Origin of the sequence: Octadecabacter sp. SW4 (genome assembly GCF_008065155.1) — a bacterium.
Taxonomy (GTDB): domain Bacteria; phylum Pseudomonadota; class Alphaproteobacteria; order Rhodobacterales; family Rhodobacteraceae; genus SW4.
The window spans coordinates 555657-581320 of sequence record NZ_CP042819.1; the positions used below are offsets into that span (position 1 = coordinate 555657).

22 protein-coding genes and 1 tRNA gene are annotated in these 25664 nt (G+C 60.3%); 6 read left to right on the top strand and 17 right to left on the bottom strand.

Going from position 1 to position 25664, the window contains the following annotated elements; translation table 11 throughout:
* Window positions 1-20: 20 nt before the first annotated feature.
* Both deoC and FTO60_RS02860 read right to left on the bottom strand, forming a co-directional pair.
* On the bottom strand, window positions 21-1010 hold the full coding sequence (gene deoC / locus FTO60_RS02855; RefSeq protein WP_254696874.1) for a deoxyribose-phosphate aldolase: 990 nt from the start codon (window positions 1008-1010) through the stop codon (window positions 21-23).
* Between the two features lie 51 nt (window positions 1011-1061).
* Window positions 1062-1922, bottom strand: a complete 861-nt coding sequence (locus FTO60_RS02860) for an AraC family transcriptional regulator (protein WP_368074257.1) — start codon at window positions 1920-1922, stop codon at window positions 1062-1064.
* A gap of 116 nt (window positions 1923-2038) precedes the next feature.
* Between FTO60_RS02860 and rpe the strand changes: the two genes are divergently transcribed.
* The 4 genes from rpe (at window position 2039) to FTO60_RS02880 (ending at window position 6031) form a co-directional block, all read left to right on the top strand.
* Window positions 2039-2722: a ribulose-phosphate 3-epimerase gene (rpe, locus tag FTO60_RS02865; protein WP_148054557.1), complete on the top strand. Its 684-nt coding sequence runs from the start codon at window positions 2039-2041 to the stop codon at window positions 2720-2722.
* 89 nt (window positions 2723-2811) lie between these two features.
* A complete protein-coding gene (locus tag FTO60_RS02870) occupies window positions 2812-4326 on the top strand; it encodes a DUF4173 domain-containing protein (protein ID WP_148054558.1) in 1515 nt (504 codons plus the stop codon).
* Window positions 4323-5012 (top strand): response regulator transcription factor, encoded by a 690-nt coding sequence (locus tag FTO60_RS02875; protein WP_148054559.1) that lies wholly within the window; start codon window positions 4323-4325, stop codon window positions 5010-5012. Before FTO60_RS02870 ends, FTO60_RS02875 begins: the two co-directional genes overlap by 4 nt.
* The gene (locus tag FTO60_RS02880; RefSeq protein WP_148054560.1) at window positions 4997-6031 is read left to right on the top strand and encodes a sensor histidine kinase KdpD; all 1035 of its coding nucleotides are present in this window, start codon (window positions 4997-4999) and stop codon (window positions 6029-6031) included. Before FTO60_RS02875 ends, FTO60_RS02880 begins: the two co-directional genes overlap by 16 nt.
* 83 nt (window positions 6032-6114) lie before the next feature.
* Here FTO60_RS02880 and FTO60_RS02885 read toward each other — a convergent pair whose 3' ends face one another.
* The 6 genes from FTO60_RS02885 to FTO60_RS02910 form a co-directional block, all read right to left on the bottom strand.
* Window positions 6115-7029, bottom strand: coding sequence for an NAD(P)-dependent oxidoreductase (locus FTO60_RS02885; protein ID WP_148054561.1), 915 nt, complete (start codon window positions 7027-7029; stop codon window positions 6115-6117).
* Window positions 7030-7050: 21 nt separating this feature from the next.
* Entirely contained in the window at window positions 7051-8226 is a 1176-nt protein-coding gene (locus FTO60_RS02890; protein WP_148054562.1) for an FAD-binding oxidoreductase, read from the bottom strand.
* On the bottom strand, window positions 8223-9932 hold the full coding sequence (locus tag FTO60_RS02895; RefSeq protein WP_148054563.1) for a hydantoinase B/oxoprolinase family protein: 1710 nt from the start codon (window positions 9930-9932) through the stop codon (window positions 8223-8225). The genes FTO60_RS02890 and FTO60_RS02895 overlap by 4 nt, the downstream gene beginning before the upstream one ends.
* The gene (locus FTO60_RS02900) at window positions 9929-12010 is read right to left on the bottom strand and encodes a hydantoinase/oxoprolinase family protein (protein WP_148054564.1); all 2082 of its coding nucleotides are present in this window, start codon (window positions 12008-12010) and stop codon (window positions 9929-9931) included. Before FTO60_RS02900 ends, FTO60_RS02895 begins: the two co-directional genes overlap by 4 nt.
* A 105-nt stretch (window positions 12011-12115) precedes the next feature.
* Window positions 12116-12191: transfer RNA gene (locus tag FTO60_RS02905), tRNA-Ala, on the bottom strand.
* A 104-nt stretch (window positions 12192-12295) separates the two neighbouring features.
* The gene (locus tag FTO60_RS02910; protein WP_148054565.1) at window positions 12296-12622 is read right to left on the bottom strand and encodes a TIGR02300 family protein; all 327 of its coding nucleotides are present in this window, start codon (window positions 12620-12622) and stop codon (window positions 12296-12298) included.
* Between the two features lie 106 nt (window positions 12623-12728).
* Between FTO60_RS02910 and FTO60_RS02915 the strand changes: the two genes are divergently transcribed.
* Together FTO60_RS02915 and FTO60_RS02920 are read left to right on the top strand one after the other, a co-directional pair.
* Window positions 12729-13421, top strand: a complete 693-nt coding sequence (locus FTO60_RS02915) for a M48 family metallopeptidase (protein WP_148054566.1) — start codon at window positions 12729-12731, stop codon at window positions 13419-13421.
* 31 nt (window positions 13422-13452) lie between these two features.
* Window positions 13453-14103, top strand: a complete 651-nt coding sequence (locus FTO60_RS02920; protein ID WP_148054567.1) for a GntR family transcriptional regulator — start codon at window positions 13453-13455, stop codon at window positions 14101-14103.
* On the opposite strand, the gene FTO60_RS02925 is transcribed toward FTO60_RS02920, so the two are convergent.
* The 9 genes from FTO60_RS02925 to sucC all read right to left on the bottom strand — a co-directional run bounded on the left by FTO60_RS02925 (window position 14072) and on the right by sucC (window position 25450).
* The gene (locus FTO60_RS02925; RefSeq protein ID WP_172623784.1) at window positions 14072-14926 is read right to left on the bottom strand and encodes a TerB family tellurite resistance protein; all 855 of its coding nucleotides are present in this window, start codon (window positions 14924-14926) and stop codon (window positions 14072-14074) included. The two genes, FTO60_RS02920 and FTO60_RS02925, sit on opposite strands and share 32 nt — an antisense overlap.
* 102 nt (window positions 14927-15028) lie before the next feature.
* Window positions 15029-16417: a dihydrolipoyl dehydrogenase gene (gene lpdA / locus FTO60_RS02930; RefSeq protein ID WP_148054569.1), complete on the bottom strand. Its 1389-nt coding sequence runs from the start codon at window positions 16415-16417 to the stop codon at window positions 15029-15031.
* Window positions 16418-16481: 64 nt separating this feature from the next.
* A complete protein-coding gene (locus FTO60_RS02935; RefSeq protein ID WP_148054570.1) occupies window positions 16482-16871 on the bottom strand; it encodes an MAPEG family protein in 390 nt (129 codons plus the stop codon).
* Window positions 16872-16978: 107 nt separating this feature from the next.
* Complete coding sequence (locus tag FTO60_RS02940; RefSeq protein ID WP_148054571.1) at window positions 16979-17398, bottom strand: hypothetical protein; 420 nt, start codon at window positions 17396-17398, stop codon at window positions 16979-16981.
* A 143-nt stretch (window positions 17399-17541) separates the two neighbouring features.
* Window positions 17542-19074 (bottom strand): 2-oxoglutarate dehydrogenase complex dihydrolipoyllysine-residue succinyltransferase, encoded by a 1533-nt coding sequence (odhB, locus tag FTO60_RS02945; protein WP_148054572.1) that lies wholly within the window; start codon window positions 19072-19074, stop codon window positions 17542-17544.
* Complete coding sequence (locus FTO60_RS02950; protein ID WP_148054573.1) at window positions 19071-22034, bottom strand: 2-oxoglutarate dehydrogenase E1 component; 2964 nt, start codon at window positions 22032-22034, stop codon at window positions 19071-19073. The genes odhB and FTO60_RS02950 overlap by 4 nt, the downstream gene beginning before the upstream one ends.
* On the bottom strand, window positions 22031-22609 hold the full coding sequence (locus FTO60_RS02955; protein WP_172623785.1) for a DUF805 domain-containing protein: 579 nt from the start codon (window positions 22607-22609) through the stop codon (window positions 22031-22033). The genes FTO60_RS02950 and FTO60_RS02955 overlap by 4 nt, the downstream gene beginning before the upstream one ends.
* A gap of 148 nt (window positions 22610-22757) precedes the next feature.
* A complete protein-coding gene (gene sucD, locus FTO60_RS02960) occupies window positions 22758-23639 on the bottom strand; it encodes a succinate--CoA ligase subunit alpha (RefSeq protein ID WP_148054575.1) in 882 nt (293 codons plus the stop codon).
* 617 nt (window positions 23640-24256) lie between these two features.
* Window positions 24257-25450, bottom strand: a complete 1194-nt coding sequence (gene sucC / locus FTO60_RS02965; RefSeq protein ID WP_148054576.1) for an ADP-forming succinate--CoA ligase subunit beta — start codon at window positions 25448-25450, stop codon at window positions 24257-24259.
* Between the last annotated feature and the right edge of the window lie 214 nt (window positions 25451-25664).

The following is a 25664-nucleotide window of genomic DNA, read 5'->3' on the forward strand; positions in this document are numbered from 1 at the left end:
CAAATACAACTCATCCCGCGCTATCCAATCGCGTGACGCCACTGGGCCGAATAGGCACCGGTGACGTGGTGTTCAAGTTGCCGCTCAATATCGCCCAAAAGGCTCGAGGCGCCGAAACGGAACAGATCAGGCTGCAACCAACGATCCCCCAACTCGTCCTTCATCATCGCCAGATAGGTGATCGCATCCTTGGCCTTGCTGATCCCGCCCGCAGGCTTGTAGCCCACGCGAATACCGGTGCGTTCATGATATTCGCGGATCGCGCGGATCATGGTCAGGGTCACGGGCAGGGTCGCGTTGACCGGTTCCTTGCCGGTGCTGGTCTTGATGAAATCGGCGCCCGCCATCATGCAAACCACCGAGGCACGCGCGACATTGCGTAACGTCCCCAATTCACCCGTGGCCAAAATAGCCTTGACGTGGGCATCGCCGCAGGCCTCGCGCATGGCGCGCATTTCATCATAAAGCGCCTGCCAGTCGCCGGTCAGCACATGGCGGCGGGAAATCACGATGTCGATCTCCTTGGCACCGGCATCCACGCTTTCGCCGATCTCGGCCAGTCGCAGGTGCAACGGTGACAGACCAGCGGGGAACCCTGTGGACACGGCCGCGACGGGAATGCCAGATCCGTTCAGCGCGTCCACGGCTGTTGGCACCATATCGTGATAAACGCAGACCGCACCGGTGGTCAGGCCGGTCATGCCCAGGGTCGCAAGAATGTCCGCGCGCACGGGCTGGCGCGCCTTGGCGCACAAGCGGCGCACGCGCCCTTCGGTGTCGTCGCCCGCCAGCGTGGTCAGGTCGATGCAGGATATCGCACGGCATAGCCATGCCGCCTGATACTCTTTTTTGACGCTACGCCGCCCCGGAAGGGTCGCGGCCCGCCGTTCAATGGCGGATGTGTTCGCCTGCACGGACCGCACCCATGACAGATCAAGGGGCAGACCGTCATTGCGCGCCTCGACCGTCTGGGGCAGGTGGGTTGTTTTGGTGTCGATGGTCGTGGTCACGCGGCATTCTCCGATTGCAGAGATAGAACGTGGCACGGCCCCGCGCCGTTTTCAAGCGCGCGTGGGCTGCAGGACGTCACGTTGTCGCGCACGGCGATAGCGCTGCGGAGTCTGGCCGTGATGCGCCAGAAACAGCTTGTGGAAATGCGACAGGTTCGGGATGCCGCAATCAGTGGCGATCTCGGACAATGTGTCGGCGGTGCCCGACAGGCGCCGCGCCGCGTAATCCATACGGATCGCGTTGATATATTCTGACGGGCTTTGGCCCAGATGGGCGCGCGCCGTGCGGCTGACATGGGGGTGAGCACGGCCCGCGGCGGCGACAAAACCTGCTGCCCCGTGCCGGAAAACTGCGGGGTCTTGGGCGCTTGCGCAGGCATCGGCCAACCACTGCGGTGCGCCGCCGGGTATGTCGGGTGCGCCGTCAAGCAGGCTGGTCAGGAGCGGAAGTAAGAATGCTTCGGCCTCGAATACGCTGGGTTGCGCGCGTTCCAGACGCAATGCGGCGGCGTTGACGGTTGCAAGCTGGCGCATGTCGCGGTGTTGAAGGACTGGCGCTGGGCTGTCAGCCCAGAAAAACCGTCCCCTTAACGCGCTGTGGCGCTGCCCAAGGTCGGCGATCATGTCGGGCGAAAGGCTGATCGAAACGACCAGCGCCTCCTCGCCGCGCCCTTGAAGAGCGTGGGCATGATCGGGGCGCACGAACAGCATGTCCCCTTCGCTCAGATCGGCGCGCCCTAAGGGCAAGTGATGGCGCACGGTGCCATTCTGCACCCAAAGAAGTTCAAAAAAATCATGGGCATGAAAGACTCGCGGACGGCGCGTATCCAAAGTTGCACGGGTGAGGTGATAAGCGGCACCTTTGGGAATAATATCAGCGTGATAGAGTTTGATCTGGTCCATAATATCCATATACCACACTCTATCGCAGGCCGCCCCCTGCCATCGCGTCGCACCTGCACGGGGGAGGTGACGCCGCCCGTGCGCTAGGCTAAAGGGTATGAAACGCCGCACAAGGAAAGCCTGCCATGACTTTTGATCGTTCAGTGAAAATTGCCCCGTCCATTCTGTCGGCGGACTTTGCCAATTTCGGTGCTGAAATTCAGGCGATCGAGGATCAGGGCTGTGACTGGGTCCATGTGGATGTGATGGACGGGCATTTTGTGCCCAACCTGACCTTCGGCCCGCCCCTTTGTGCCGCAATCCGTCCACATATCAAGACGGTGATGGATGTGCATTTGATGATCTCGCCGGTGGATCAGTATATCGAAGCCTACGCCGCTGCTGGTGCCGATATTATTACCGCCCATGTCGAGGCGGGCGCGCATACCCATCGCACGATGCAGGCGATCCGCGCCACGGGGGCCAAGGCAGGCGTGGCGCTGAACCCCGCCACTCCCGCTACCGAAGTTGAATATCTGCTTGATATGATCGACATGGTCTGCGTGATGACAGTAAACCCCGGTTTTGGTGGGCAAAAGTTTATTCATAGCCAGATCGACAAGGTGCGCCAGCTGCGCGCGATGATCGGGGACCGGCCGATTCACATCGAAATTGACGGTGGCGTGACGCCGGAAACCGCACCGCTTGTGATTGCGGCGGGGGCTGATGTGCTGGTCGCGGGGTCAGCCGTATTCAAGGGCGGATCGGTTCAAAACCCGGCGGCCTACGGTGAAAACATCCGCGCCATACGGGCCGCTGCCGCCACATAACTGCTGCACAAAAACTGCACGAACCGCGCGCGGGGCTTGCACCGCCGCGCCCTATCCCCGTCGCCAATCAACAAGACGAGGGATCAGACATGTCAGGATATACCGTGCGCGGATTGCCCCGCGGGCTGGCCAGGGATGCGTGGTGGATCGCCGCCGACAGCCGTAGCGGCGCAACTGACGGCATCCGCCCTTCGCCGGTCGTGACACAGGGTGCCTTTGCGCTTTTGACCGGGCTGATCGTTTTGATCGACGTTCTGTTGTGGCGTGCCACCGCGCCGGGTTTGTCGCTTGTGGTGGTCATTGCCGTACTCGCGGCTGCTGCGCAATTTTGCCTTAGCCACCGCCTGTCACGGCACGGGATAATGATGGGCTGGGCAGGCATTGGCCTTGGTGTATTGCCGCTTGTCGAAGTCGTGCAGCCCTTGTCCATCGCCTTTGCGATCGGGGGTCTGTTGCACTTTGTCGCCCGGGTGCTGTTGGACGGCGGCCCGATTGACAGCGCGCGCCTGGGGCGGGCAGTCGGGCGGTTCGTGGTGCTGGGGCATCTGCAAACCGCGCGTGATATTCTGGCGACACCCAAACAGGTCAACGTCGGCGAGAAAGTGCGCGGCATTCCCTTTGCGGGGCTGTTCACGAACTGGGCGCTGCCGGTCGGGCTGGGTGGCGTATTTCTGATCCTGTTGATGCGCGCCAATCCGATCCTTGCAGGCTGGGTATCCTCTGTGACAAGTCTCGCCCCTGCGACCATCGGCGACCTTGAGAGGGTCTTGTTCTGGGTCTTTTCGGCAGTTGCGGTCTGGCCGTCCTTGCGGCTTGCCCCGCTGCGCGCGCGGATGGTGCCGCCTTTGCCGCTGACAGGGCATCGATCGGTCTTTCGCTTGCCCCACGCCGTTTTGAATGCCGCGTCGCTTTGGCGTGCCTTGATCGGCTTCAACCTGATTTTCGCACTGCAGACGGCAATGGATATGACCTATCTATGGGGCGGCGCGCGCCTGCCTGACGGGCTGACCTATGCCGAATATGCCCATCGGGGTGCTTATCCGCTGATCGCCACAGCGCTGCTGGCGGGGCTGTTTGCGCTCTTGGCGCAACCCTTCCTACCGGGGCGCAAGGGGCTGAAAGCGCTGCTTTATTTATGGGTTGCACAGAACGTTGCGCTGACCCTTTCTGCCTTGCTGCGCCTTGATCTATATGTGCAGGCCTACGGGCTGACGTATCTGCGCTTTGCAGCGATGATCTGGATGGGGTTGGTCGCTGCGGGGCTGGTGGCGATGATTTGGCAGATGGCGCGGGTGCGCAGCATCACGTGGCTGGTTTGGACCAATGCGGCGATGACTTTGGGTGTGCTTTATGTGCTGTGCTTCGTCAACGTGGCCGGGATCATCGCAACCTATAATCTGGACCGTCACCCCAGGGCGACACACTATGTCTGTATGCTGGGCGAAGGGGCTGACGCCGCGATCATCGCCCATGAACGCCGCATCGGGTATCAGATTTGCCGCGCGTCCGATGTGACCCTTGCCGCGCCCGATGGCTGGCGCGATTGGGGCTACCGCAACTGGCGCCTGCGCCGTAACCTGACCGGTGAAGGGAGCGCGACATGAGCAGCAAAATCCTGATCGTTGATGACGACCCGCAGATTCGCGACATGTTGCAGATTGCGCTTGGACAGGCCGATTTTGATGTCGTGCAGGCCAGTGACGGGGCGATGGCCGTGACTCTGGCAGCGCGCGAGAGGCCCGATCTGATCGTGCTGGATATTGGTCTGCCGGAAATGGATGGGCTGGCGGTGTGCCGCGAGGTGCGCAAGTCAAGCGAGGTGCCGATTCTGTTCCTGACGGCTCGCGGCGATGAAATCGACCGTGTTGTCGGCCTTGAAATGGGGGCGGATGACTATGTCGCCAAGCCGTTTTCGCCGCGCGAACTGGTGGCCCGTGTGCGCGCCATTCTGAAACGTTCCGGCACCCACACGCCCGCACAAACCACCGCGCGTCATGGCATTGTCGAAGTCGATCAGACCCGCCACATCTGCCGTGTTGCTGGCGAAACCGTGCCGCTGACCGCGCGCGAGATGGACCTTTTGGCGCGTCTGATCCAACGGCCCGATCATGTTACATCGCGCCCGCAGATGGTGGACGCGATCTATGGTACCAACATCCATGTCAGTGACCGCACGGTTGACAGCCACCTGCGCAACCTGCGCCATAAACTGACCCAGGCAGGCTGCGCGGATGCTATTGAAACCGTGCATGGCGTCGGGATCAGGATGGGCCCATGTCGGGGCAGATAAGGCGCAAATGGCGGCCGACGCTTGCGTTGTTTCTGGGCTGCATGTTGATCGCGGTGCTGGCCTTGCCGTTTCTTGGGTTTGGTGTGGTGCGGGTGCTTTGCGTGCCGCTGCGCCCCGCATTTATCGGTGAAGGCTGGCCGACAATGACGTGCACGGGGGCGGCGGTGCTGATCACCGTCCTTGTGATTGCAGCCACCGCGATTTTGGGCTGGATGATGTGGCGCGTATTGCTGAACCCGATCACCGCTTTGGCCGAACGCGCCAATGCCATCAAGAATGGCGAGGAAGCGGCGCTTGCCCCCCTGTCGCACTATGGCACGGCCGAAATGCGCGACATGGGCCAGTCGATCCTTGATATGGGTCACGTTTTGCTGAATCGCGAGGCGGTGTTGCGCAGCTACGCCGACCATGCGACCCACGAGCTGAAATCACCCCTGACGGTGATCCGCGGCGCAAGCGAACTGCTGGCCGCGCCTGACCTTCCTGCTGCGGCGCGCGTGCGGTTGTTGGCGCAGATCGACGATGCGGCAAACCGGATGACCGCGCTGCTTGATGCGCAACGCGCCTTGGCGCGCGCGCAGGAACCCTTGGTGCAGGGCCAATGCCGGATCGCCGATTTGACCAAGGAGTTACGCCAGGATTTTCCCACGCTGGACATCACCGTGCGGGGCGATGATGCCCTGCCGATTGCTGGCGAACGGATGCGGATGGTGCTTGATCACCTGCTGGGCAATGCCACCGCGCATGGCGCGACAGCGGTGACGATCACCGCGCGCGATGGGTGCGAATTGACGGTCGCCGACAACGGCAACGGCGTGTCTGACGGCAACCGCGCGCGCATTTTTGATCCCTTTTTCACCACCCGTCGCGACGATGGTGGCACCGGCATGGGCCTGCCTATCGTCGCTCGCATGCTTGATGCACATGGGGCGACAATCACGCTGGCCCAAACATCAGACAGCGGCGCGCGTTTCGTGATCCGTTTTGCGCAAGCCGCGCCCTATCGCGTTTCGACTTAACACTGACTCGCTTGTTCGCGGCCTCTCCCTGCGGGCGAACGCGAAAAGCGATCTGCGGTGTCTCGATGTAAAGTCGAAACGCCCTAGCTCATGCCTTTTTTCGACAGGAACGAGGGTAATTTGCCACCGTTTCCTTTGGGTGTCACTGCGACTTCGGGAGGGGCTTCGGGGTCGTCCGCGCCCATCTTCTTGATCATCGCAACGCCGCTTTCACCCAAGGGCACGGTTGCGAACGGCCCGCCGATACGCATCTGCGCAAGGTCTTGCGGATCGGCCGGGCCTTCCTTGGCGAACAGTGCCGCGGCCCAGTCTTCGGCGTTGTCTTGCGGGCGATATCCCAGGAACGACACGCGGGAATTGTCCACCGCGACGCGGGTGTTGGCACTGACGCCGTAAACCACGGTAAATCCAACGGTGGGCGTGTCCACCGCACGTTCGACAAGCTGGATCAGGTCGCCGTAAGACAGCCACGTGCCAAGGGCGCGCACGTTGCCCGGTTCCGGCGTGCAGGACGCAATCCGTAGGCAGACAGATTCCAGCCCGCGCTTTTCCCAATACATCCGGCCCATGTCTTCGGCGAAGCATTTGGCCAGACCATAAAATGTATCGGGGCGGTGATCACAGTTGGTATCGACACCATCGGCGGTGGGATGCATCCCGACCGCATGGATCGACGAGGCATAGACCACCCGGCGCACACCATGCTGATAGGCCGCTTCCCAGACGTTATAGGCACCGATGTAATTGGGTCCAAGCAGCTCCTCGAAGGTGCGTTCATCCGCAATGGCGGCGAAATGCACGACCATGTCCGCGCCCTCCAGCAGTGGTCCGATTTCATCCATCTTGGCGACATCGGCCTTGGCGAATGTTTCATTTACCAGCAGGTCGGGGGCGTCTTGGAGATCGACGGACACCAGCGCATCAGCCATTTTTGACAGGGGTTCACGCAGTTGCGATCCAAGCGCACCCAGCGCTCCGGTGAGGACGATTTTCTTCATGGGTCTTCCTTTGTTCTTGCGTCAGATCACGGCCCGTTCGACGAAAGGTGTGTTGCTTGCGATACGGTCATACCCCAGCGGCGCAAGGTCAAGGGTGCGAAACTGGCCATGCACGAGCAATTCGGCCATTCCCCGCCCAATGGCAGGAGATTGCTGAAGCCCATGCCCGGAAAAACCATTGGCAAAGTAGAAATTGCCAACCTCGGGGTGTGGCCCGACAATCGCGTTCTGATCAAGCGTGTTATAGGCGTAATGCCCGACCCAGGTGTTGATCAGCTTGATCTGTTCAAAGGCAGGCACGCGGGTGGCCAGAACGGGCCAGACCTTGTTTTCCCAAAGACCGTGATCAATGGTGAAATCGTCGAAATCCACCGCCGGGTCATCGTCAGGCGGACAGCCGGCAAGGTAATAGCGCCCGTCACTGCGCATATGCACGCCTGACGGGTCAATCGTGAGGGGCAGGTCGCGGTCCAGCGGGGCCGCCGCATCAAAGATAAACGTATACCGGCGACGCGCCTCGACCGGCACATGCAGCCCCGCCATCTGTGCGGTGATATTGGCGCGGGGGCCGGATGCGTTGACGATCTTGCCCGCGCTGATCTGGGTGCCATCGGCCAAGGTGACGCCGGTGACGGTTCCGCCCGAACGGCTGATCCCCGTGACATCGCCCTTGATGTATTCCACGCCCTGCGCGCGGGCTTTCTTGCGAAACCAGTCAAAGATCGTGCCACCGTCAAAATACCCCTCATTGAGGGTGTTGTGGCTCCCGCAGATCACATCATCCAGATTGTAGAACGGATAGGCGGCGGCGATATCATCGCGCGACATGATCCGCGTGCCAGCCCCCATGCTGGCCTGAAGCCGCTGGTTTTCACGCAGCACATCGGCGAATTCTTCGGTATCGGCCAGATACATGTAGCCATAGTTTTGCAGCGGGATGTCGGGGGCGTCATCACCCATGTAGTATTTGAAATTGTTGATAAATTCCGCACCAAACTGACTAATCTGGATATTGATGCGGGTGCCGAACTGCTGGCGGATGCAGGAATTCGTATGCGTGGTCGAGGCAAATTCATAACTCGGATCGCGCTCGATCACGGCAATGCGACCTTTGAAGTCAGGATCGCGCGAGGTCCAGAAAGCGATGGATGATCCGACCATCGCGCCGCCGATAATGACGATGTCGTAGCTGTTCATGGCGCGCGCCCCTCTTGCACGGCTAGGGCCACATCGCGGATTTCTTTATCACTTAGCCCATAATCTGCTTGCGCCGTTTCAGCCGAAATATAGCCCCGCGCCAGATCGCGTTTGACCTGCTCAAGCGCACGTTCGGACGGGTCGCCATATCCGGCCCCGCCGGGAAAGGCCATGACCACGCGCCGCCCGTGCGCGACAAACTGTTTGCCCTTGCCGCGCATCGCTGTGCCATCGTTCAGGGCGATGGTCGTGGGCGCACCCGCACCACCGCCACGGCGCCCCTTTGCCGGATGATCAACGCGGTCGAACATCGCCTGAATGTCAAATTCATGGCCCTCGCGCGCGCCGACTTCCATGTATTGCCCAAGACCACCGCGCTGTTTGCCCGCGCCACCTGAATCGGGGCGCAATTCCTTGCGCCAGATGATCACGGGGCCGGCGTGTTCCGTGGCCTCGACCGGCATGGTCATGACACCGGACGGAAAAGCGGTGGCGTTCAACCCGTCAAATGCGGGGCGCGCGCCCGATCCGCCCGAATTGAAGGTCAGCACTTCGGATCGCACGGCACCCGCGGGGGCAGGCGCATCTGTGCGTGGCCGCAAACTGACCTGAAAGTTGCACAGGCATCCGGCCCCTTCGGCGGGCACCAGACCCGGCACGATCTGATCAAATGCGTTGAACACCGCATCCGGCACGAAATGGCCGACAATGTGGCGCAGGGCCACGGGCGCGGGATGCACAGCGTTGACGATGGTATTTTCGGGCGCGGTAATTTCAAACGGCGCGAGGCTGGCGGCGTTATTGGGAATCTCCGGCGCGATTGCCACCTTGAGGGCGTAACAGGCATAGGCCTTGGCATAGACCAGCGGGCAGTTGATACCCTTTTTATCGACGCCGGACGTTCCGGTGAAATCGCTGATGATCCGGTCCTTTTCAATCGTCAGCTTCACGCGCAGGGTGATCGGCGTGTCAAACCCGTCAATCGTCAGCTCGCCCGTGGCCGAGGTGCGCGGCAGCGCAGCGATCCGTTCCAGCGTGGCGGCGCGGGATCGCGCAAGGATAAATGCCGCGATCCCTGCCAGATCGTCCAGCCCGAATTCCTGCATCATGTCGGTCAACCGGCGGTGGCCGATCTCGTTACAGGTGGCCAGCGCGTAGATGTCGCCAATCAGCTGATCAGGTTCGCGCACATTGCCGCGAATGATCGCCACCAGCGTGTTGTCCACCGTGCCGCGATCGGCGAATTTCATGATCGGGATGTGTATCCCTTCCTCGTAGACGCTTGCCGCATCGGCGCCAAATCCGCGCCCGCCCACGTCAACCACATGCGCCGTGCAGGCGAAAAAGCCCACATGCGCACCCTTGTGAAAGGACGGGGTGACGATTGTGAAATCATGCAGGTGGCCGGTGCCTTCCCAGGGGTCGTTGGTGATATAGATGTCACCTTCGGCGATGTTGTCGCGCCCGATCCGGCGGATGAAATGTGCCACCGCATCGGCCATTGCATTGACGTGACCGGGGGTGCCGGTGACGGCCTGTGCCAGCATTTGACCCTCTGTGTCATACACCCCCGCCGACAGGTCTCCCGCCTCGCGCACCGAGGTGGAAAAGGCTGTGCGCACCAGCGCTTGGGCCTGTTCTTCGACGACGGAAATCAGACGGTTCCACATCACCTGATAGGCAACGTTCGATGGCTGGGCGGTCATGCGCGGCCCTCCTTGATGTCGATACATCCGTCCGGCTGGCGAATGGCATGGCGGCTGACAGGCACGATAATCGTTGTTTCATCTTCGATAATCGCGGCTGGGCCCTGGACGGTCTGACCGGCGGTCAGATCTGCACGGGATACGATTTGGGCATCAACAAACGCGGCACCTGCGGGGTCGAATATCGGGCGCGCGGTGGTGGTATCCGCCGCGCCAATGGAATTGGCCAGCGTGATCTTTTCGACAGTTTCGGGCGGCGTTGTCGCGTTCACCGACCAGACGGTGATTTCCACGTCCAAGCCCGCAACCGTGCGCCCGAACAGCTTGGTATAATCTGCCTCGAACAGCCGCTCGTAGGTGGCGGCATCGGGGTTTTGCGCCTGATCCGCGGTCAGTGTGATCGGAATTTCCCAGCCCTGCCCGGTGTAGCGCATGTAGACTTTGAATTCCGACAGAATATCGGCACCTGGGTCGCAGTTGCGCACAAAGCCATGTGCCTCGGCCTGCAATTCAGCCAGCAGGGTTGCCACGCGGCCCCCGTCAAACCCCGACAGTTTCATATAGACCGACCTGTTCGCCTCGAAGGAAAACGGTGCGCGCAAGAACCCGATCGCCGAACCGACGCCCGCTCCCGGTGGCACCAACAGACGGGTGATGCCCAGCTTTTCGCACAAGCGCCCAGCGTGCAGCGGTGCGGCGCCGCCAAAGGCAATCATCGTGTAATCCGACAGGTCTTCGCCGTTTTCGACCGCGTGCACTCGCGCGGCATTGGCCATGTTTTCATCGACGACTTCGGCCAGCCCAAAGGCCGCCGTGGTCGCATCCATGCCCAAAGGGTCACCCAGCACGCGGGTCAGCGCCGCTGCAGAATTATCCGTGTGCAATGGAATCGTGCCGCCTGCGAAATTATCGGGGTCAAGCTTGCCCAGCACCAGATCGGCATCCGTCACCGCCGGGCGATCCCCGCCGCGTCCGTAACAGGCCGGCCCGGGTTCCGACCCCGCCGATTCCGGCCCGACACGGATTTGTTGCATCGCATCAACATGCGCCAGTGACCCACCGCCCGCGCCAATTTCCACCATGTCGATCACCGGGATTGAAATGGGCATGCCCGACCCTTTCTTGAACCGGTAGGTGCGGGCAACCTCGAACACCCGCGATGTTTTCGGGGTCTGGTCCTTGATCAGGCAAATCTTGGCCGTGGTTCCGCCCATGTCAAAACTCAGCACCTTGTCCAACCCGTAGCGCGCGGCGATATTGGCGGCGAAAACAGCGCCACCGGCAGGGCCGGATTCGACCAGCCGCACGGGGAATTCCGCCGCACTTTCGATCGACATGATCCCGCCGCCGGAATGCATCAGAAAGATGTTGCAACCCACCCCCTCGGCCTGCATCCGCCCGCGCAAACGGCCCAGATAGGATTTCATCTGCGGCTTGATATAGGCGTTGGCAACGGTGGTGTTGAAACGTTCGTATTCGCGCATCTGCGGCGATACTTCGCACGACAGAGACAGCATCGCATCGGGCATCAGGTCGGCCACGACCGCGGCCACCAGCCGTTCATGACTGTCGTTCAGATAGGAATGCAATAATCCGATGGCCACGCTTTCATATCCCGCGGCGGCGATCTGCTGCACCACCGGCGTGATATCATCGCGGCTCAGCCCGACCAGTTCGGCCCCCGTTGCATCAATCCGCCCGGGCACCGTGAAACGCATCTGGCGCGGCAAAAGCGGGTCGGGCAGGGTGAGGTTCAGGTCATATTGTTCAAAGCGTGATTCGGTCCGCATCTCGATTACATCGCGAAAGCCTTGGGTGGTGATGAGTGCGGTTTTGGCCCCGCGCCGTTCGATCAGTGCGTTGGTGGCAAGGGTGGTGCCGTGGATGATCTGGCCAATGTCAGCAGGGGAAATATCCGCCTTGGCACAGACCTGATGCATACCGTCGATGATTGCGTCCTCGGGCGCGCCGTATGTCGTCAGAACCTTGGTCGAAAAGCTGCCCCTGGCCGTTTCCAGAACAACATCCGTGAACGTCCCGCCAATATCAGCGCCGAGTCGATTGGTGATCTGTGACATGCGCCCCCCAGGTGTTTGGGAAACCTTGGAGCGATTTGGGTGGGACTTCAAGCGTTGTGAATGACGACGGATTACCCGCTATGATCAACCGAAAACGAGGGGATTTGGTGGAGCCTAGCGGGATCGAACCGCTGACCTCCTGCATGCCATGCAGGCGCTCTCCCAGCTGAGCTAAGGCCCCGAATGCTGACGTGGGAAGGTATGTCAGCGAGGTGCTGTCTATGCAGCGTCGCGGGCGAGATCAAGAGAAAAAATCCCGCCCAACGATGATTAGCGAGTGATCACTTAGCTGTCGTCGTCCGGTGCGGCAACGTCGGCGATTTCGTCCAGCGAAACATCATCGTCGTCATCATCTTCCAGAACGTCATCGCCCAGATCGACATCTTCGTCATCATCATCGTCGTCAAGAACGAGATCATCCTCCTCGGACTCGGCTTCCATCTTTTTGGTCTGCGCATCGGCAGCGTCGGCGACCATTGTGCGGGTCTTGCCGGTGTTGATGGTGACCGTTTCGCCGGTGTAGGGGCTAATGATCGGGTCGGCGTTCAGGTCGTAGAACCGTTTGCCGGTTGTCGGGCAAACACGTTTGGTTCCCCACTCTTCTTTGGGCATCTTGCTTCCCTTCAAAATCTGACTACTTGCAGCGCAATGACGCCAACTGCCATAAGCTGTCAGGCGTGTCAAAGCCTTTGGCGCGGCATTCTAACTGGGACGTCATATGGGCCGTCATGTCATTGGGGGCAACCCCCCGATCGAAGTCACGCTGCGCCGCTCGACCCGTGCGCGCCGCCTGTCGCTGCGGGTGTCGCGGCTGGACGGACGGGTGACGCTGACCTTGCCCCACCGCGTCAGTGAACGCGAGGGAATCGCCTTTGTGCGCGAGCGGGAAGACTGGCTGCGTGGCCATCTGTCCGGCATCACCAAGGAAACCCGCCCCCAGATCGGCGGCACCGTGCCTTTTGGCGGCGAGGATCTGGCCATCGTCGCAGGCCCGGTCAAACGTGCCCGCATGGGCGAGGCGGCACTGATTGTCCCCGATGATCCCGCCCGCGTCAGTGCGCGGGTCGAGGCCTATATGAAACTGCACGCGCGCGATCGTCTTGCCGATGCGTCTGATCGTTATGCGGCGGTGCTTGGGCGCAGCTACGGGCGGATCACCCTGCGCGATACACGCTCGCGCTGGGGGTCGTGTTCGTCGACAGGTGATCTGATGTATTCATGGCGTCTGATCATGGCCCCGCCCGAGGTGCTTGATTATGTCGCGGCTCACGAGGTCGCCCATCTGGTCGAAATGAACCACTCTGATGCCTTCTGGACCGTGGTTGGTGATATTTTTCCCGACCACAAACGCTGCCGCAGGTGGTTGCGCGAAAATGGCGACCGGCTGCACCGCGTGCGGTTTCGCGATTGACCAGAGCGGCGCATGTGATCACAAATGATGCATGTTGATCCAGTCCCGCCAGAACGATCCCGTAGGATCGGCCCATGACCGCGTTTATCGCGCGCTGCGCACCCGTATCATGCACGGTGAAATGGAACCGGGGCAGGCGCTGACACTGCGCGGGATCGGCAAGGAATTCGGCGTTTCGATGACCCCCGCGCGCGAGGCGGTGCGCCGCCTTGTGGCCGAAGGAGCGCTGTTTCTGTCGTCTTCGGGGCGGGTGTCGACCCCGGAATTATCCAGCGAGCGGCTTGAGGAACTGGCGGCGCTGCGCGCATTGTTGGAGCCCGAACTGTCCAGCCGCGCCTTGCCGCGTGCGCACTTTGCCCTGATTGACCGGTTGGAAGTGATCAACGCAGGCGTCAGCCAGATGGTCGCGCGCCACGATGCGCCCGGCTATATCCGCATGAACCTTGAATTTCACCGCACTCTTTATCTGCGCGCGCAGGCACCGGCGATGTTGGCCATGGCGGAAACGGTCTGGCTGCAGGTCGGCCCGACGATGCGGTCGCTATATGGGCGTTTGCGCCGGACCGAACCGCCCTATCATCACAAGCTGATCATCGCCGCGCTCAAGGCGGGCGATGAACCGGGGTTGCGGCTGGCGGTGCGGACCGATGTTACGCAGGGGCTGCGGCTACTGGCGTCCTGAGCAGACCGGCAAAATCGCGCACCATCGACATGATCTGCGGCGCGGGGATCACCAGCGCCTGGGCCAGATGGCCAATAACGCGATGTTCGGCGTCGTGAATTTCCCCGTCAGAACAGGCCACAAGCAGTGCACCACGCATGATTGTCTGGCGATCCGACTCGCGGGTGCCAGCGCCCAAATCCTCTAGCTGGCGGGGGTCAGTTACAAAGGGTGCCTTGGCTAAGGCGGTGCGAATTTCCATAGATGTCAGGCTTTTACCCATGATCTTCTCGTAGGCAAAGTTGATTGCCTTTTCTTCTTCGCCGTCGATGTGGCCATCCGATTTCGCGACGATACACATCGCCGACAGCATCTTGGCCGCCACTGCGCTGCGCGGCGTCGCGCGTTTGCGCCCACGCATCAGCAATTGCAGCACCTTGAAGACACCGGCGATGCCCAGCAGGATCAACCAGCCAAAACCGATCATGGCTTGCTGCGCCGACAGGCGCGGTGTTGCAGGCAGGTCGGCGGGCAGGATACCGGCGGCCTGCGCGGCGGCAAAGGCCTGCGCGTCGATGTTGTAAAAGCTGTTGCCCTCGCAGCCCGTCGTGGACATCACATAGCCTTTGCTGCGCACCCAATATCCCAGAAAGGCCAGGTGACTACGCACCGTGTAATGGCACAGGGCCGCGTCCTGACCGCCCGGGCCAGCACCCTCCATATTGGCAACAAAATCAAGGTTGTGCTGGGTGCCATAGGGGACCGACGGGCGCGCCGCTGCGGGCGTCGCTGTCATGACTGTCAGGCCCAGAACAAGGGCGATGAGGCTAATAAGTGATTTCATTGTATTCTGCCGTCGCTGTGTTTCGCCGACAGATATGCCAAATAAATGTGGCGCGGCCATGGAAACAGCCGCGCCAATTTGGGGCAGATGGTTAAGGAAACCTTAAGCGTGGATCGCACCGTCACCGCAGGCCAGTGCGGCTTCGCGCACGGCTTCCGAATAGGTCGGGTGGGCGTGGCAGGTGCGGGCCAGATCCTCGGCGGCGGCACCAAATTCCATCGCCACGCAGATTTCGTGGATCAGATCGCCCGCCATGGGGCCGATGATATGCGCGCCCAAAATCCGGTCGGTTTCCTTGTCGGCAAGGATCTTGACGAACCCGTCACCGGCGAAATTTGCCTTGGCGCGGCCATTGCCCATAAAGCTGAACTTGCCGACCTTATAGGCGCGACCTGCGTCTTTGAGCTGTTCTTCGGTCTGGCCGACGGTCGCAACCTCGGGATGGGTGTAGATCACACCGGGTATCACACCATAGTTAACATGTGGTTTCTGCCCCGCGAGCCCCTCGGCACAGGCCATACCTTCGTCTTCGGCCTTGTGGGCCAGCATGGGGCCGTCGATCGCATCACCGATGGCATAAATTCCTTTGATATTTGTGGCATAGTGATCATCCGTCTTGATCTGGCCCCGCTCGGACATGGCGACACCCAGTGCCTCAAGGCCCAGCCCGTCGGTATAGGGGCGCCGCCCCGTGGCCAGCAAAACCGTGTCGGCGTCAACCGTTGCCTCGCTGTCGTCCTTGCGCAGTTTGTAGGTGACGGTGGCCTTGCCGCCTTTGGTTGTTACGCCTTGCACGGCGGCCCCCATGATAAACTCAAGCCCTTGCTTTTTAAGGGTTCTTTGGAACACTTTTTGGACTTCAGCGTCCATGCCGGGGGTGATCGCATCCAAAAACTCGATGACCGTGACCTCGGACCCCAACCGTTTGTAAACGCTGCCCAGTTCCAGCCCGATCACGCCTGCGCCAATCACCACCAGTTTCTTGGGGATTTTAGCCAGTTCCAGCGCGCCGGTGGATGACACGACGGTCTTTTCATCCACCTCGACACCTTTCAAATCGCTGACCTCGGACCCCGTGGCAATCACGATATTCTTGGCGTCATAGGTGGTGTCACCGACTTTGACCTTGCCCGGCTCGGGGATGGTGGCCCAGCCCTTGATCCAGTCTATCTTGTTCTTTTTGAACAGAAATTCTATGCCCTTGGTGTTCTGGCCGATGACATCATCCTTGTAGGCCAGCATCTGTTTCCAATCGACCGATGGCGACTTGCCCTTGAGGCCCATCGCCGCGAAATTGTGTTCGGCTTCGTGTAGCATGTGGCTGGCATGCAGCAGCGCCTTGGACGGGATACAGCCCACGTTCAGACAGGTGCCGCCCAGCGTTTCGCGGCCTTCGACAACAGCCGTTTTCAGGCCCAGTTGCGCGCAGCGAATAGCGCCGACATAGCCGCCGGGGCCGGAACCGATGATGATGACGTCGTAGGTGGACATGGGCGTTATTCCTTCGATTTTGGCCGTATGGAAAGCGTATGGAAAGCGTATGGGAACCGTATGGTTAGAATAGGGATGCCAGAAGCATCATCAAGGTGGCAAGCAACCCCACCGCCCAGATCGCGCTGCGCCATGGCGTCCAGCCAAAGACATAGACCGGGATATAGGCGACGCGGGCGGCGAGGTAAGCAAAGGCGGAGATTGCCGTGAAGGGGGTGGATTGGTCCGACAGGGTCACGACCAGCACGGCGATTGTGAACAGGATCAACCCCTCGAAGTGGTTGTTCATGGCGCGCTGGAGGCGGCCAGCGGTACCGGTCAGGACGATGTGTTCGTCACGCGGGCCGGCGGCCGCTTTGACCCCGACCTGCTGGATCGCGGTCAGCGAATAGGCGCAGAACTGGCCGATTTGCAGGAGGGCGGCGAGGGTGAGGGCGGTGAGTTCGGGGGTCATTCACTTACGTCCCGGACGTGATCCGGGACCTCCTGCGTATGCGGCGGCGAGGCCCCGGCGCCGGGGCCGGGGCGTGTGGGAAGTGGAGAGGGTGGTGAGTTCGGGGGTCATGCTGTCGTCAGGCCACTTATCAGCAGGATTACACCTGCAACAAACGCCAAGAAGGCAAGTGTTGGAAACCCCATCATTAGGAGTAGGAATTTCTTGTCTGAAATATCATTTTCAAAATTAGGGTAGGGGCTGGCTTTCTGGGAGTGGACATAAGTCACCGCTATCGACAGTGCCGTCAAACCGAGACCGAGTAAAAACAACAAAAGGGAATTCTTAAGTTCATCTAGCGAAACTACAAACTGCGATTCAGCAGCGGTATTTCCGATGAATGTCAAGAGGACGATGAACGCTCCGCTGTTCAACGTCATCAAGGTCTTAATCGCAAATAGACCTAAATCGCGAGTAAGTTCCATGTTGATACGGTAGTATTCAAGATTGACCTCTCGAATGTACTCTTTTGGGATTTCATCAGACAATTTATTTCCCCGTTCGGATCAAACCCTGCCACAAGCGTTTCGTGGATACGCCCGTGCTTGCACGGGCAGCGCCCGACCGCCCCCATGGGCGGGCGCTTCACGCCCCCCCGCGTTCGGGCGCTGCCCTATGTTGCGTGCAGACATTAGAGGTCCATGAGGAGGCGACGTGGATCTTCCAGCGCTTCTTTCACCCGCACCAAGAACGTCACAGCGCCTTTGCCATCCACAATTCGGTGGTCATAGGACAGGGCCAGATACATCATCGGGCGGATGACGACTTGGCCGTTGATCGCCATTGGGCGATCCTGGATTTTGTGCATTCCCAAAATACCACTTTGTGGTGGGTTCAAAATCGGCGAGGACATCAAGCTACCATAGACACCACCGTTCGAGATCGTGAACGTGCCGCCCTGCATTTCGTCCATCGACAGCTTGCCATCGCGCGCCTTGGCGCCCTTTTCGGCAATCGCCTTTTCGATATCGGCAAATGACATGGCGTCAGCGTCGTTGATCACCGGCACGACCAACCCCGTGGGCGTGCCCGCGGCGATGCCCATGTTGACGTAGTTTTTGTAAACCACATCGGTGCCGTCGATTTCGGCGTTCACTTCGGGCACTTCGTTCAACGCGTGGCAGCAGGCCTTGGTAAAGAAGGACATGAAGCCGAGTTTGACGCCGTGTTTCTTCAGGAACAGGTCTTTGTATTCGTTGCGCAGGGCCATCACCTCGGTCATGTCGACCTCGTTATAGGTGGTGAGCATGGCGGCGGTATTCTGGCTTTCCTTGAGGCGGCGCGCAATGGTCTGGCGCAGGCGGGTCATCTTGACGCGCTCTTCGCGGTCGGCCTGCGCGGCGGCAGTCGGGGCGGGCGCGGACACGGCGGGTGCGGCAGGTTTGGCGAGAGTTTTCAACACGTCTTCTTTCATGATGCGGCCATCCTTGCCCGATCCGGTGACCTGATCCGCCGACAGGTTGTTTTCAGCCATCAGTTTCTTGGCGCTGGGCGCGTCTTCGGTGTCTTTGCCCGATGGTGCTGCGGCGGGTGCGGCGGCGGGTGCGGCGGCGGCGGGTGCCGCGCTGGCGCCTGCGCCCGATGACATCACGGCCAGTTTGCCACCCGCCTGCACGGTATCGCCTTCGTTGGCGAGAATTTCGGTCAGCACGCCATCGGCAGGGGCTGGAACTTCGACGCTGACCTTATCGGTTTCCAGCTCGCAGAGCATTTCATCGGCCTTGACGCTGTCACCGACCTTCTTGAACCAGGTCGAAATGGTGGCTTCGGTGACGCTTTCGCCCAGGGTGGGAACCATGACATCGACAGCTTCGCCGCCCTTTACGGGGGTGTCGTCAGTTTTGGTTTCGGCTTTGGTTTCAGCCTTGGTTTCCGCTTTGGCTTCGGCCTTTGGGGCGTCCTTGGCGGGCGCGCTTTCGCTGGCTTCGCCGCCTTCGCTGATCTGCGCCAGCAAGGCGTCAACGCCAACGGTTTCACCCTCGGCGGCGACGATTTCGGACAGGGTGCCGGCCACGGGCGAGGGCACTTCGACCGTCACCTTGTCGGTTTCGAGTTCACACAGCATTTCATCCTGCGCGACCACATCGCCCGGCTTCTTGAACCATGTTGCAACGGTGGCTTCGGTGACGCTTTCGCCAAGTGTGGGGACGCGAACTTCGGTCATTTTTTCGTTCCTTTGATGGTCAGCGCGTCATCAACGAGCGCGGCTTGTTGGGCTTTGTGCTGGCTGGCAAGGCCGGTGGCGGGCGAGGCAGCGGCGGCGCGGCCGGCGTAGATCGGCCGCGTGTGTTTGGATTTGGCGCGGGTCAGCACCCATTCGATGTTCGGCTCCATGAAGGACCATGCGCCCTGATTTTTGGGTTCTTCCTGACACCAGACCATTTCGGCTGATTTGAAACGGCTGAGTTCCTTGAGCGCGGATTGCGCGGGGAAGGGATAGAACTGTTCAAACCGCATCAGGTAAACGTCGTCGATCCCGCGTGCGTCGCGTTCTTCCAGCAGGTCATAATAGACCTTGCCCGAACACATCACCACGCGCTTGATCTTGTTGTCTGGGGCCAGTTTCGTGTCCGATAGCCCGTGCTGGGCATCGTCCCACAAGACGCGGTGGAAACTGCTGCCGGTCTGGAATTCCTTGGCGGTGCTGACGGCCATCTTGTGGCGCAACAGCGATTTCGGCGTCATCAGGATCAGCGGCTTGCGATAGCTGCGGTGCAGCTGACGGCGCAGGATGTGGAAATAGTTGGCGGGCGTCGTGCAGTTGGCGACGATCCAGTTGTCCCCGCCACACATGGTCAGGAACCGTTCCAGGCGGGCCGAGGAGTGTTCCGGCCCTTGCCCTTCATAGCCGTGCGGCAAAAGGCAGACGAGGCCCGACATCCGCAACCATTTGCTTTCGCCTGACGAAATGAACTGGTCGAACATGATCTGCGCGCCATTGGCGAAATCGCCGAACTGGGCTTCCCACAGGGTCAGCGCGTTGGGTTCGGCAAGGCTGTAGCCGTATTCGAACCCCAGCACCGCGTATTCCGACAACATGGAATCGATGACCTCAAAGCGGGCCTGCCCCGCGCGGATGTTGTTCAGGGGATAATAGCGATCCTCGTTTTCCTGATTGATCAGGGCGGAATGGCGTTGGCTGAACGTGCCGCGCGCTGAATCCTGCCCCGACAGCCGCACAGGGAAGCCTTCGGCGGTGAGGCTGCCAAAGGCGAGGGCTTCGGCGGTGGCCCAGTCAAAGCCTGCCCCGTTTTCAAACATCTCGCGCTTGGCGTCCAACAGGCGGCCCACGGTCTTGTGGATCGGGAAATTGTCGGGCGCGGTGGTCAAGGCGCGGCCGATCTCGGCCATTGTTGCCGGTTTGATCGCGGTTTCACCCCGTTGATAATTGTCTTCCTTGTCGCGATCCAGATGCGACCACTTCCCGTCAAGCCAGTCGGCCTTGTTGGGTTTATAGTCTTTGCCCGCTTCGAATTCTTCATTCAGGTGGGCCTGAAACGCGGCTTTCATATCCTCGATCTCGCCCTCGGGGATCAGCCCGTCCTTGACCAGCCGTTCGGTGTAAAGCGTCAGCGTGGTCTTGTGCGATTTGATCTCTTTATACATCACCGGATTGGTGAACATCGGTTCGTCGCCTTCGTTGTGACCAAAGCGGCGGTAGCAGATGATATCAAGCACCACATCCTTGCGAAACTTCTGGCGGAATTCGGTGGCGACCTTGGCGGCGTGCACCACGGCTTCGGGATCGTCACCGTTGACGTGGAAAATCGGCGCTTCGACGACCAGCGCGTTATCGGTGGGATAGGGGCTGGAGCGGCTGAAATGCGGCGCGGTGGTAAACCCGATCTGGTTGTTCACAACGATATGCATGGTCCCACCGCAGCGGTGGCCGCGCAGGCCCGACAGGGCGAAACATTCCGCCACGACGCCCTGACCGGCAAAGGCCGCATCGCCGTGCAGCAGGATCGGCATGACCGCCGTGCGATCAGTATCATTCAACTGGTCCTGCTTGGCGCGCACCTTGCCCAGAACGACGGGGTTCACGGCCTCAAGGTGAGAGGGGTTGGCCGTCAGTGAAAGGTGAACAGAATTGCCATCAAATTCGCGATCTGACGACGCGCCAAGGTGATATTTCACATCGCCCGAGCCATCCACTTCTTCGGGCTTGAAACTACCGCCCTGAAATTCGTTGAAAATCGCGCGGTAGGGTTTGGACATGACGTTGGCCAGCACCGACAAACGGCCACGGTGCGGCATACCGATGACGATGTCGCGCAGGCCCAGGGCGCCGCCGCGTTTGATGATCTGTTCCATCGCGGGCACAAGGCTTTCGCCGCCATCAAGGCCGAACCGTTTGGTGCCCATGTATTTGACGTGCAGGAATTTCTCGAAACCTTCTGCCTCGACCAGCTTACTCAGGATCGCCTTGCGCCCCTCTTTGGTAAAGGCGATTTCCTTGCCGTAGCCTTCGATGCGTTCTTTCAGCCAGCCTGCTTCTTCGGGGTTGGAGATGTGCATGTATTGCAACGCAAAGGTGCCGCAATAGGTGCGGCGCACGATATCCAGAATCTGGCCCATGCTGGCAATTTTAAGGCCCAGCACGTTGTCGATGAAGATCGGGCGATCCATGTCGGCAGCGGTGAATCCATAAGACGCGGGGTCCAGCTCGGGATGCGGGGTCTTGTCGCGCATGCCAAGTGGGTCAAGGTCAGCAACCAAATGCCCACGGATGCGATAGGCGCGGATGATCATCAGCGCACGGATGGAGTCCAGCACGGCATTGCGAATTTGCTGTTCACTGACCTCGACGCCTTTTTCCTGCGCCTTGGCCTTGATCTTGTCGGCGGCGGCCTTTGGCTCGGCGGGCCACTGGCCATCAAGGGCCGCCGTCAGATCATCGTTCGGGACCGGTGGCCAATCATTGCGGCCCCAGGATGGGCCTGCGGCCTCGGCCCGTGCATCACCGGGGGCATCGCCAAGGGATTTGAAAAACGCCTGCCAACTTTCGTCCACGGCGTTCGGGTCGCTCGCATAACGGGCATAAAGCTGCTCGATATATTCGGCGTTATGCCCCTGCATGAACGAGGAGGCGTGGAATGCGTCGTTGGGGGATTGGTCAGTCATGAGGGGACCTCATTGGGGTTAGGGCCGAATTCGGTGGTACCTTCTTCTGAAGGCCGAGAGCGGCGAATGAGTCCAGCAAGGGGCAAGACCCATTGGCAGATCAGAAGAGGAATCGTGGAAAAAGCGATAAGCAACCCAGTTAGTTTGGGCGCTAAAGGGAATAGCATCGGTATGGCTAGGCCAAGTAATAACACAAGGATTGGGCCACTTCCGAACATGGCAACCGCAAACCAGCCGGAAGCGCCGACGTCATGGCACCGACGCGCAACGGCTGAAGCTAGCGTAGCGAAGAACGCGACCACGATTAGCAGTGAAACCGGTGTGTAGATGAGGCTTGCGGGTCGCCATCTCTGCTCGACTACGAAAGTCTGATCTATTTCACCGGACACAAAGCTTTGCGAGATGCGCGTATAGCCCAGTGTGTCGACTTCGAAAAACTCGAGCCACGGTAGCAGCAGGATGAACGCGACCAGGCTGACCAATCCAAAAAACCACCAGAACTCAAATGGCGACGTGCGACCTGAGAATTGGAGGACGTTAGAAAACCCTGAGATGATGGCCTCACGCGGTCCCATCAGTACACTCCCGCCCGGACGATAGGCCGGGCAGCGCCCGACCCTCCCGTTTTGCCAAAGGCAAACCATAGGTTTGACGGGAGGGCGCTTTGCACCCACCCAGGGTCGGGCGCTGCCCTCGGGGCATATGTCCGGCCAGTGGCCATCGTTAACCAATCGCCTTCAGCACGGCTTCGCCCAGTGTCGCGGGGCTGTCGGCCACCACGATCCCTGCGGCTTTCATCGCTTCGATCTTGGATTCCGCATCGCCTTTGCCGCCTGCCACGATGGCACCCGCGTGGCCCATGCGACGGCCGGGAGGGGCCGTGCGACCGGCGATAAAGCCGGCGGTAGGCTTCCAACGGCCTGCTTTGCGTTCGTCAGCCAAGAACTGCGCGGCTTCTTCTTCCGCGCTCCCGCCGATTTCACCGATCATGATGATCGAGGTGGTTTCGGGGTCGGCAAGGAACATTTCCAGCACGTCGATATGTTCGGTCCCCTTGATCGGATCGCCGCCGATGCCTACGGCGGTGGATTGGCCCAATCCAATATCGGTTGTCTGCTTCACGGCCTCGTAGGTCAGCGTGCCGGAACGGGACACAACCCCGACCGAGCCGCGCTTGTGAATGGCGCCGGGCATGATGCCGATCTTGCAGGCGTCAGGCGTGATCACGCCGGGGCAGTTTGGCCCGATCAGGCGGGATTTCGACCCTTCCAGCGCGCGCTTGACACGCATCATGTCAAGCACCGGAATGCCTTCGGTGATGCAGCAGATGAACGGAATTTCCGCATCGACCGCTTCAAGGATGGAATCGGCGGCAAAGGGTGGCGGCACATAGATCACCGTCGCATCCGCGCCGGTCTTTTCTACGGCCTCGTGGCAGGAGTTGAACACCGGCAGGTCAAGGTGGGTCTGCCCGCCTTTGCCCGGCGTCACGCCACCAACCATCTGCGTGCCATAGGCAATCGCCTGTTCGGTGTGGAATGTGCCCTGGCTGCCGGTGAGGCCCTGACAGATGACTTTGGTGTTTTCGTCGATGAGAATGGCCATGGTGGCTCCTTAGCGGTCTGCGTTGTATTTGATCGGAAATGCGCTCTCAACCATCATGGCCGCACCTTGGCGCCGATGAGGCCTATCATAAAGGTCGCCGGTCCACTTGGGGGTCCTTGCCGCATCGTGAAAACGACCAGTGGGTTTGCATCTTGTGTCAACCAAGCGCGCTCGACATTGGGTCCGATATCGGCTGGCGGTATTTCGCGGGCGTTGGCGAAACGATCTGCTACATAGGTTGTCGCCCTGTGGCTTTGACCAGTTCTGGACTCGGCGGCAACGGCGCATGATGCGGCTTGCGGGGCAACCATGACCATCGGTCGCCGATCGTCCACCACATATGTGTCCAGTGCCGGTTGCCGCGTCGTCGGTACCAATACGTAATCCGCGTCCAAGAGCGCGGGCCGCACCGTCGAAAGTCGATCCGCATAGCCAACGCAATAGCGGTCGAACGCTGTTACAAGCGAGCGGGGCGAGGACTTTGGTATGATGTTGTATTGCCATATGTTTGCCAATTCGAACATCGATGGCGTCACACCACCACCGATGGCGCAGGCTGACGTCACCGTAAAAGCGGCAAGCACGGTAACGCAGATGGTCTGGCGAAGTGGCAAGTATCACCCTTTCACCGCTTTGACGATTTTCTGGGCACCGTCTTTGAGGTCGTCAGCGGCGATCACGTCCACGTCGGAGTTGTTGATGATGGCTTTGCCTTCTTCCACTTTGGTGCCTTCAAGGCGCACGACCAGTGGCACTTTCAGCCCGACTTCTTTCACGGCCGCGATCACGCCTTCGGCGATGACATCGCAGCGCATGATGCCGCCAAAGATGTTCACAAGGATGCCTTTGACGTTGGGATCGGATGTGATGATCTTGAAGGCTTCGGTGACCTTTTCCTTGGTCGCGCCGCCGCCGACATCCAGGAAATTGGCGGGTTCCGCGCCGTAAAGTTTGATGATGTCCATCGTCGCCATCGCCAGGCCTGCGCCGTTGACCATGCAGCCGATCTCGCCGTCCAAAGCGATGTAGTTCAGATCGAATTTCGATGCGGCGAGTTCTTTGGGGTCTTCCTCGGTTTCGTCGCGCAGGGCGGCGATATCGGCGTGGCGATAGACCGCGTTCCCGTCGAACGATACCTTGGCATCCAGCACCTTGAGGTCGCCCTTGTCGGTGACGATCAGCGGGTTGATCTCGAGCATCTCCATGTCTTTTTCGACGAAGGCTTTGTAAAGCAGGCCCATCAGATTGACGCATTGCTTGATCTGCTGACCGGTCAGGCCCAGCGCGAATGCAACGCGGCGGCCGTGAAACGGCTGGTAGCCTGTTGCGGGATCAACTGTGAAATTCAGAATTTTCTCGGGCGTTTTGGCGGCGACTTCCTCGATGTCCATGCCGCCCTCGGTCGAGCAGACAAACCCGATGCGGCTGGTCGCGCGATCCACGAGCAGGGCAAGGTAAAGCTCGGTTTCAATCCCTGATCCATCCTCGATGTAGATGCGGTTGACGACCTTGCCTGCGGGGCCGGTCTGATGCGTGACCAGCGTGCGGCCCAGCATTTTCTTGGCTTCCTGCGCGGCTTCTTCCACGGATTTGGTCAAGCGCACGCCGCCTGCTTCACCGGCGTCTGCCTCTTTGAATTTGCCTTTGCCGCGGCCACCTGCGTGGATCTGCGCCTTGACCACCCAAAGCGGCCCGTCCATTTCGCCAGCGGCTGTCTTGGCCTCCTCGGCGCGCAAAACGGCGCGTCCATCGCTGACCGGCGCCCCGTAAGAGCGCAGCAGCGCCTTGGCCTGATATTCGTGGATGTTCATGTTTGTCCCTCGTTTGCCAGTGGCTTTGACCCTTTCAAACATACTATGTGGGCCTGAAACATGACTATTTTAACAAGAGGGGTAAAAATCCGACATTTGTGATCACACCCGCAAAACGTGTGATCACAAAAAAGGGGAATGTCGCAAATTGTAATGATTCGGTCGCGGTCAGCGCGGGCATGACTCACGAAAAAGGGCGCCCGGATGGGGCGCC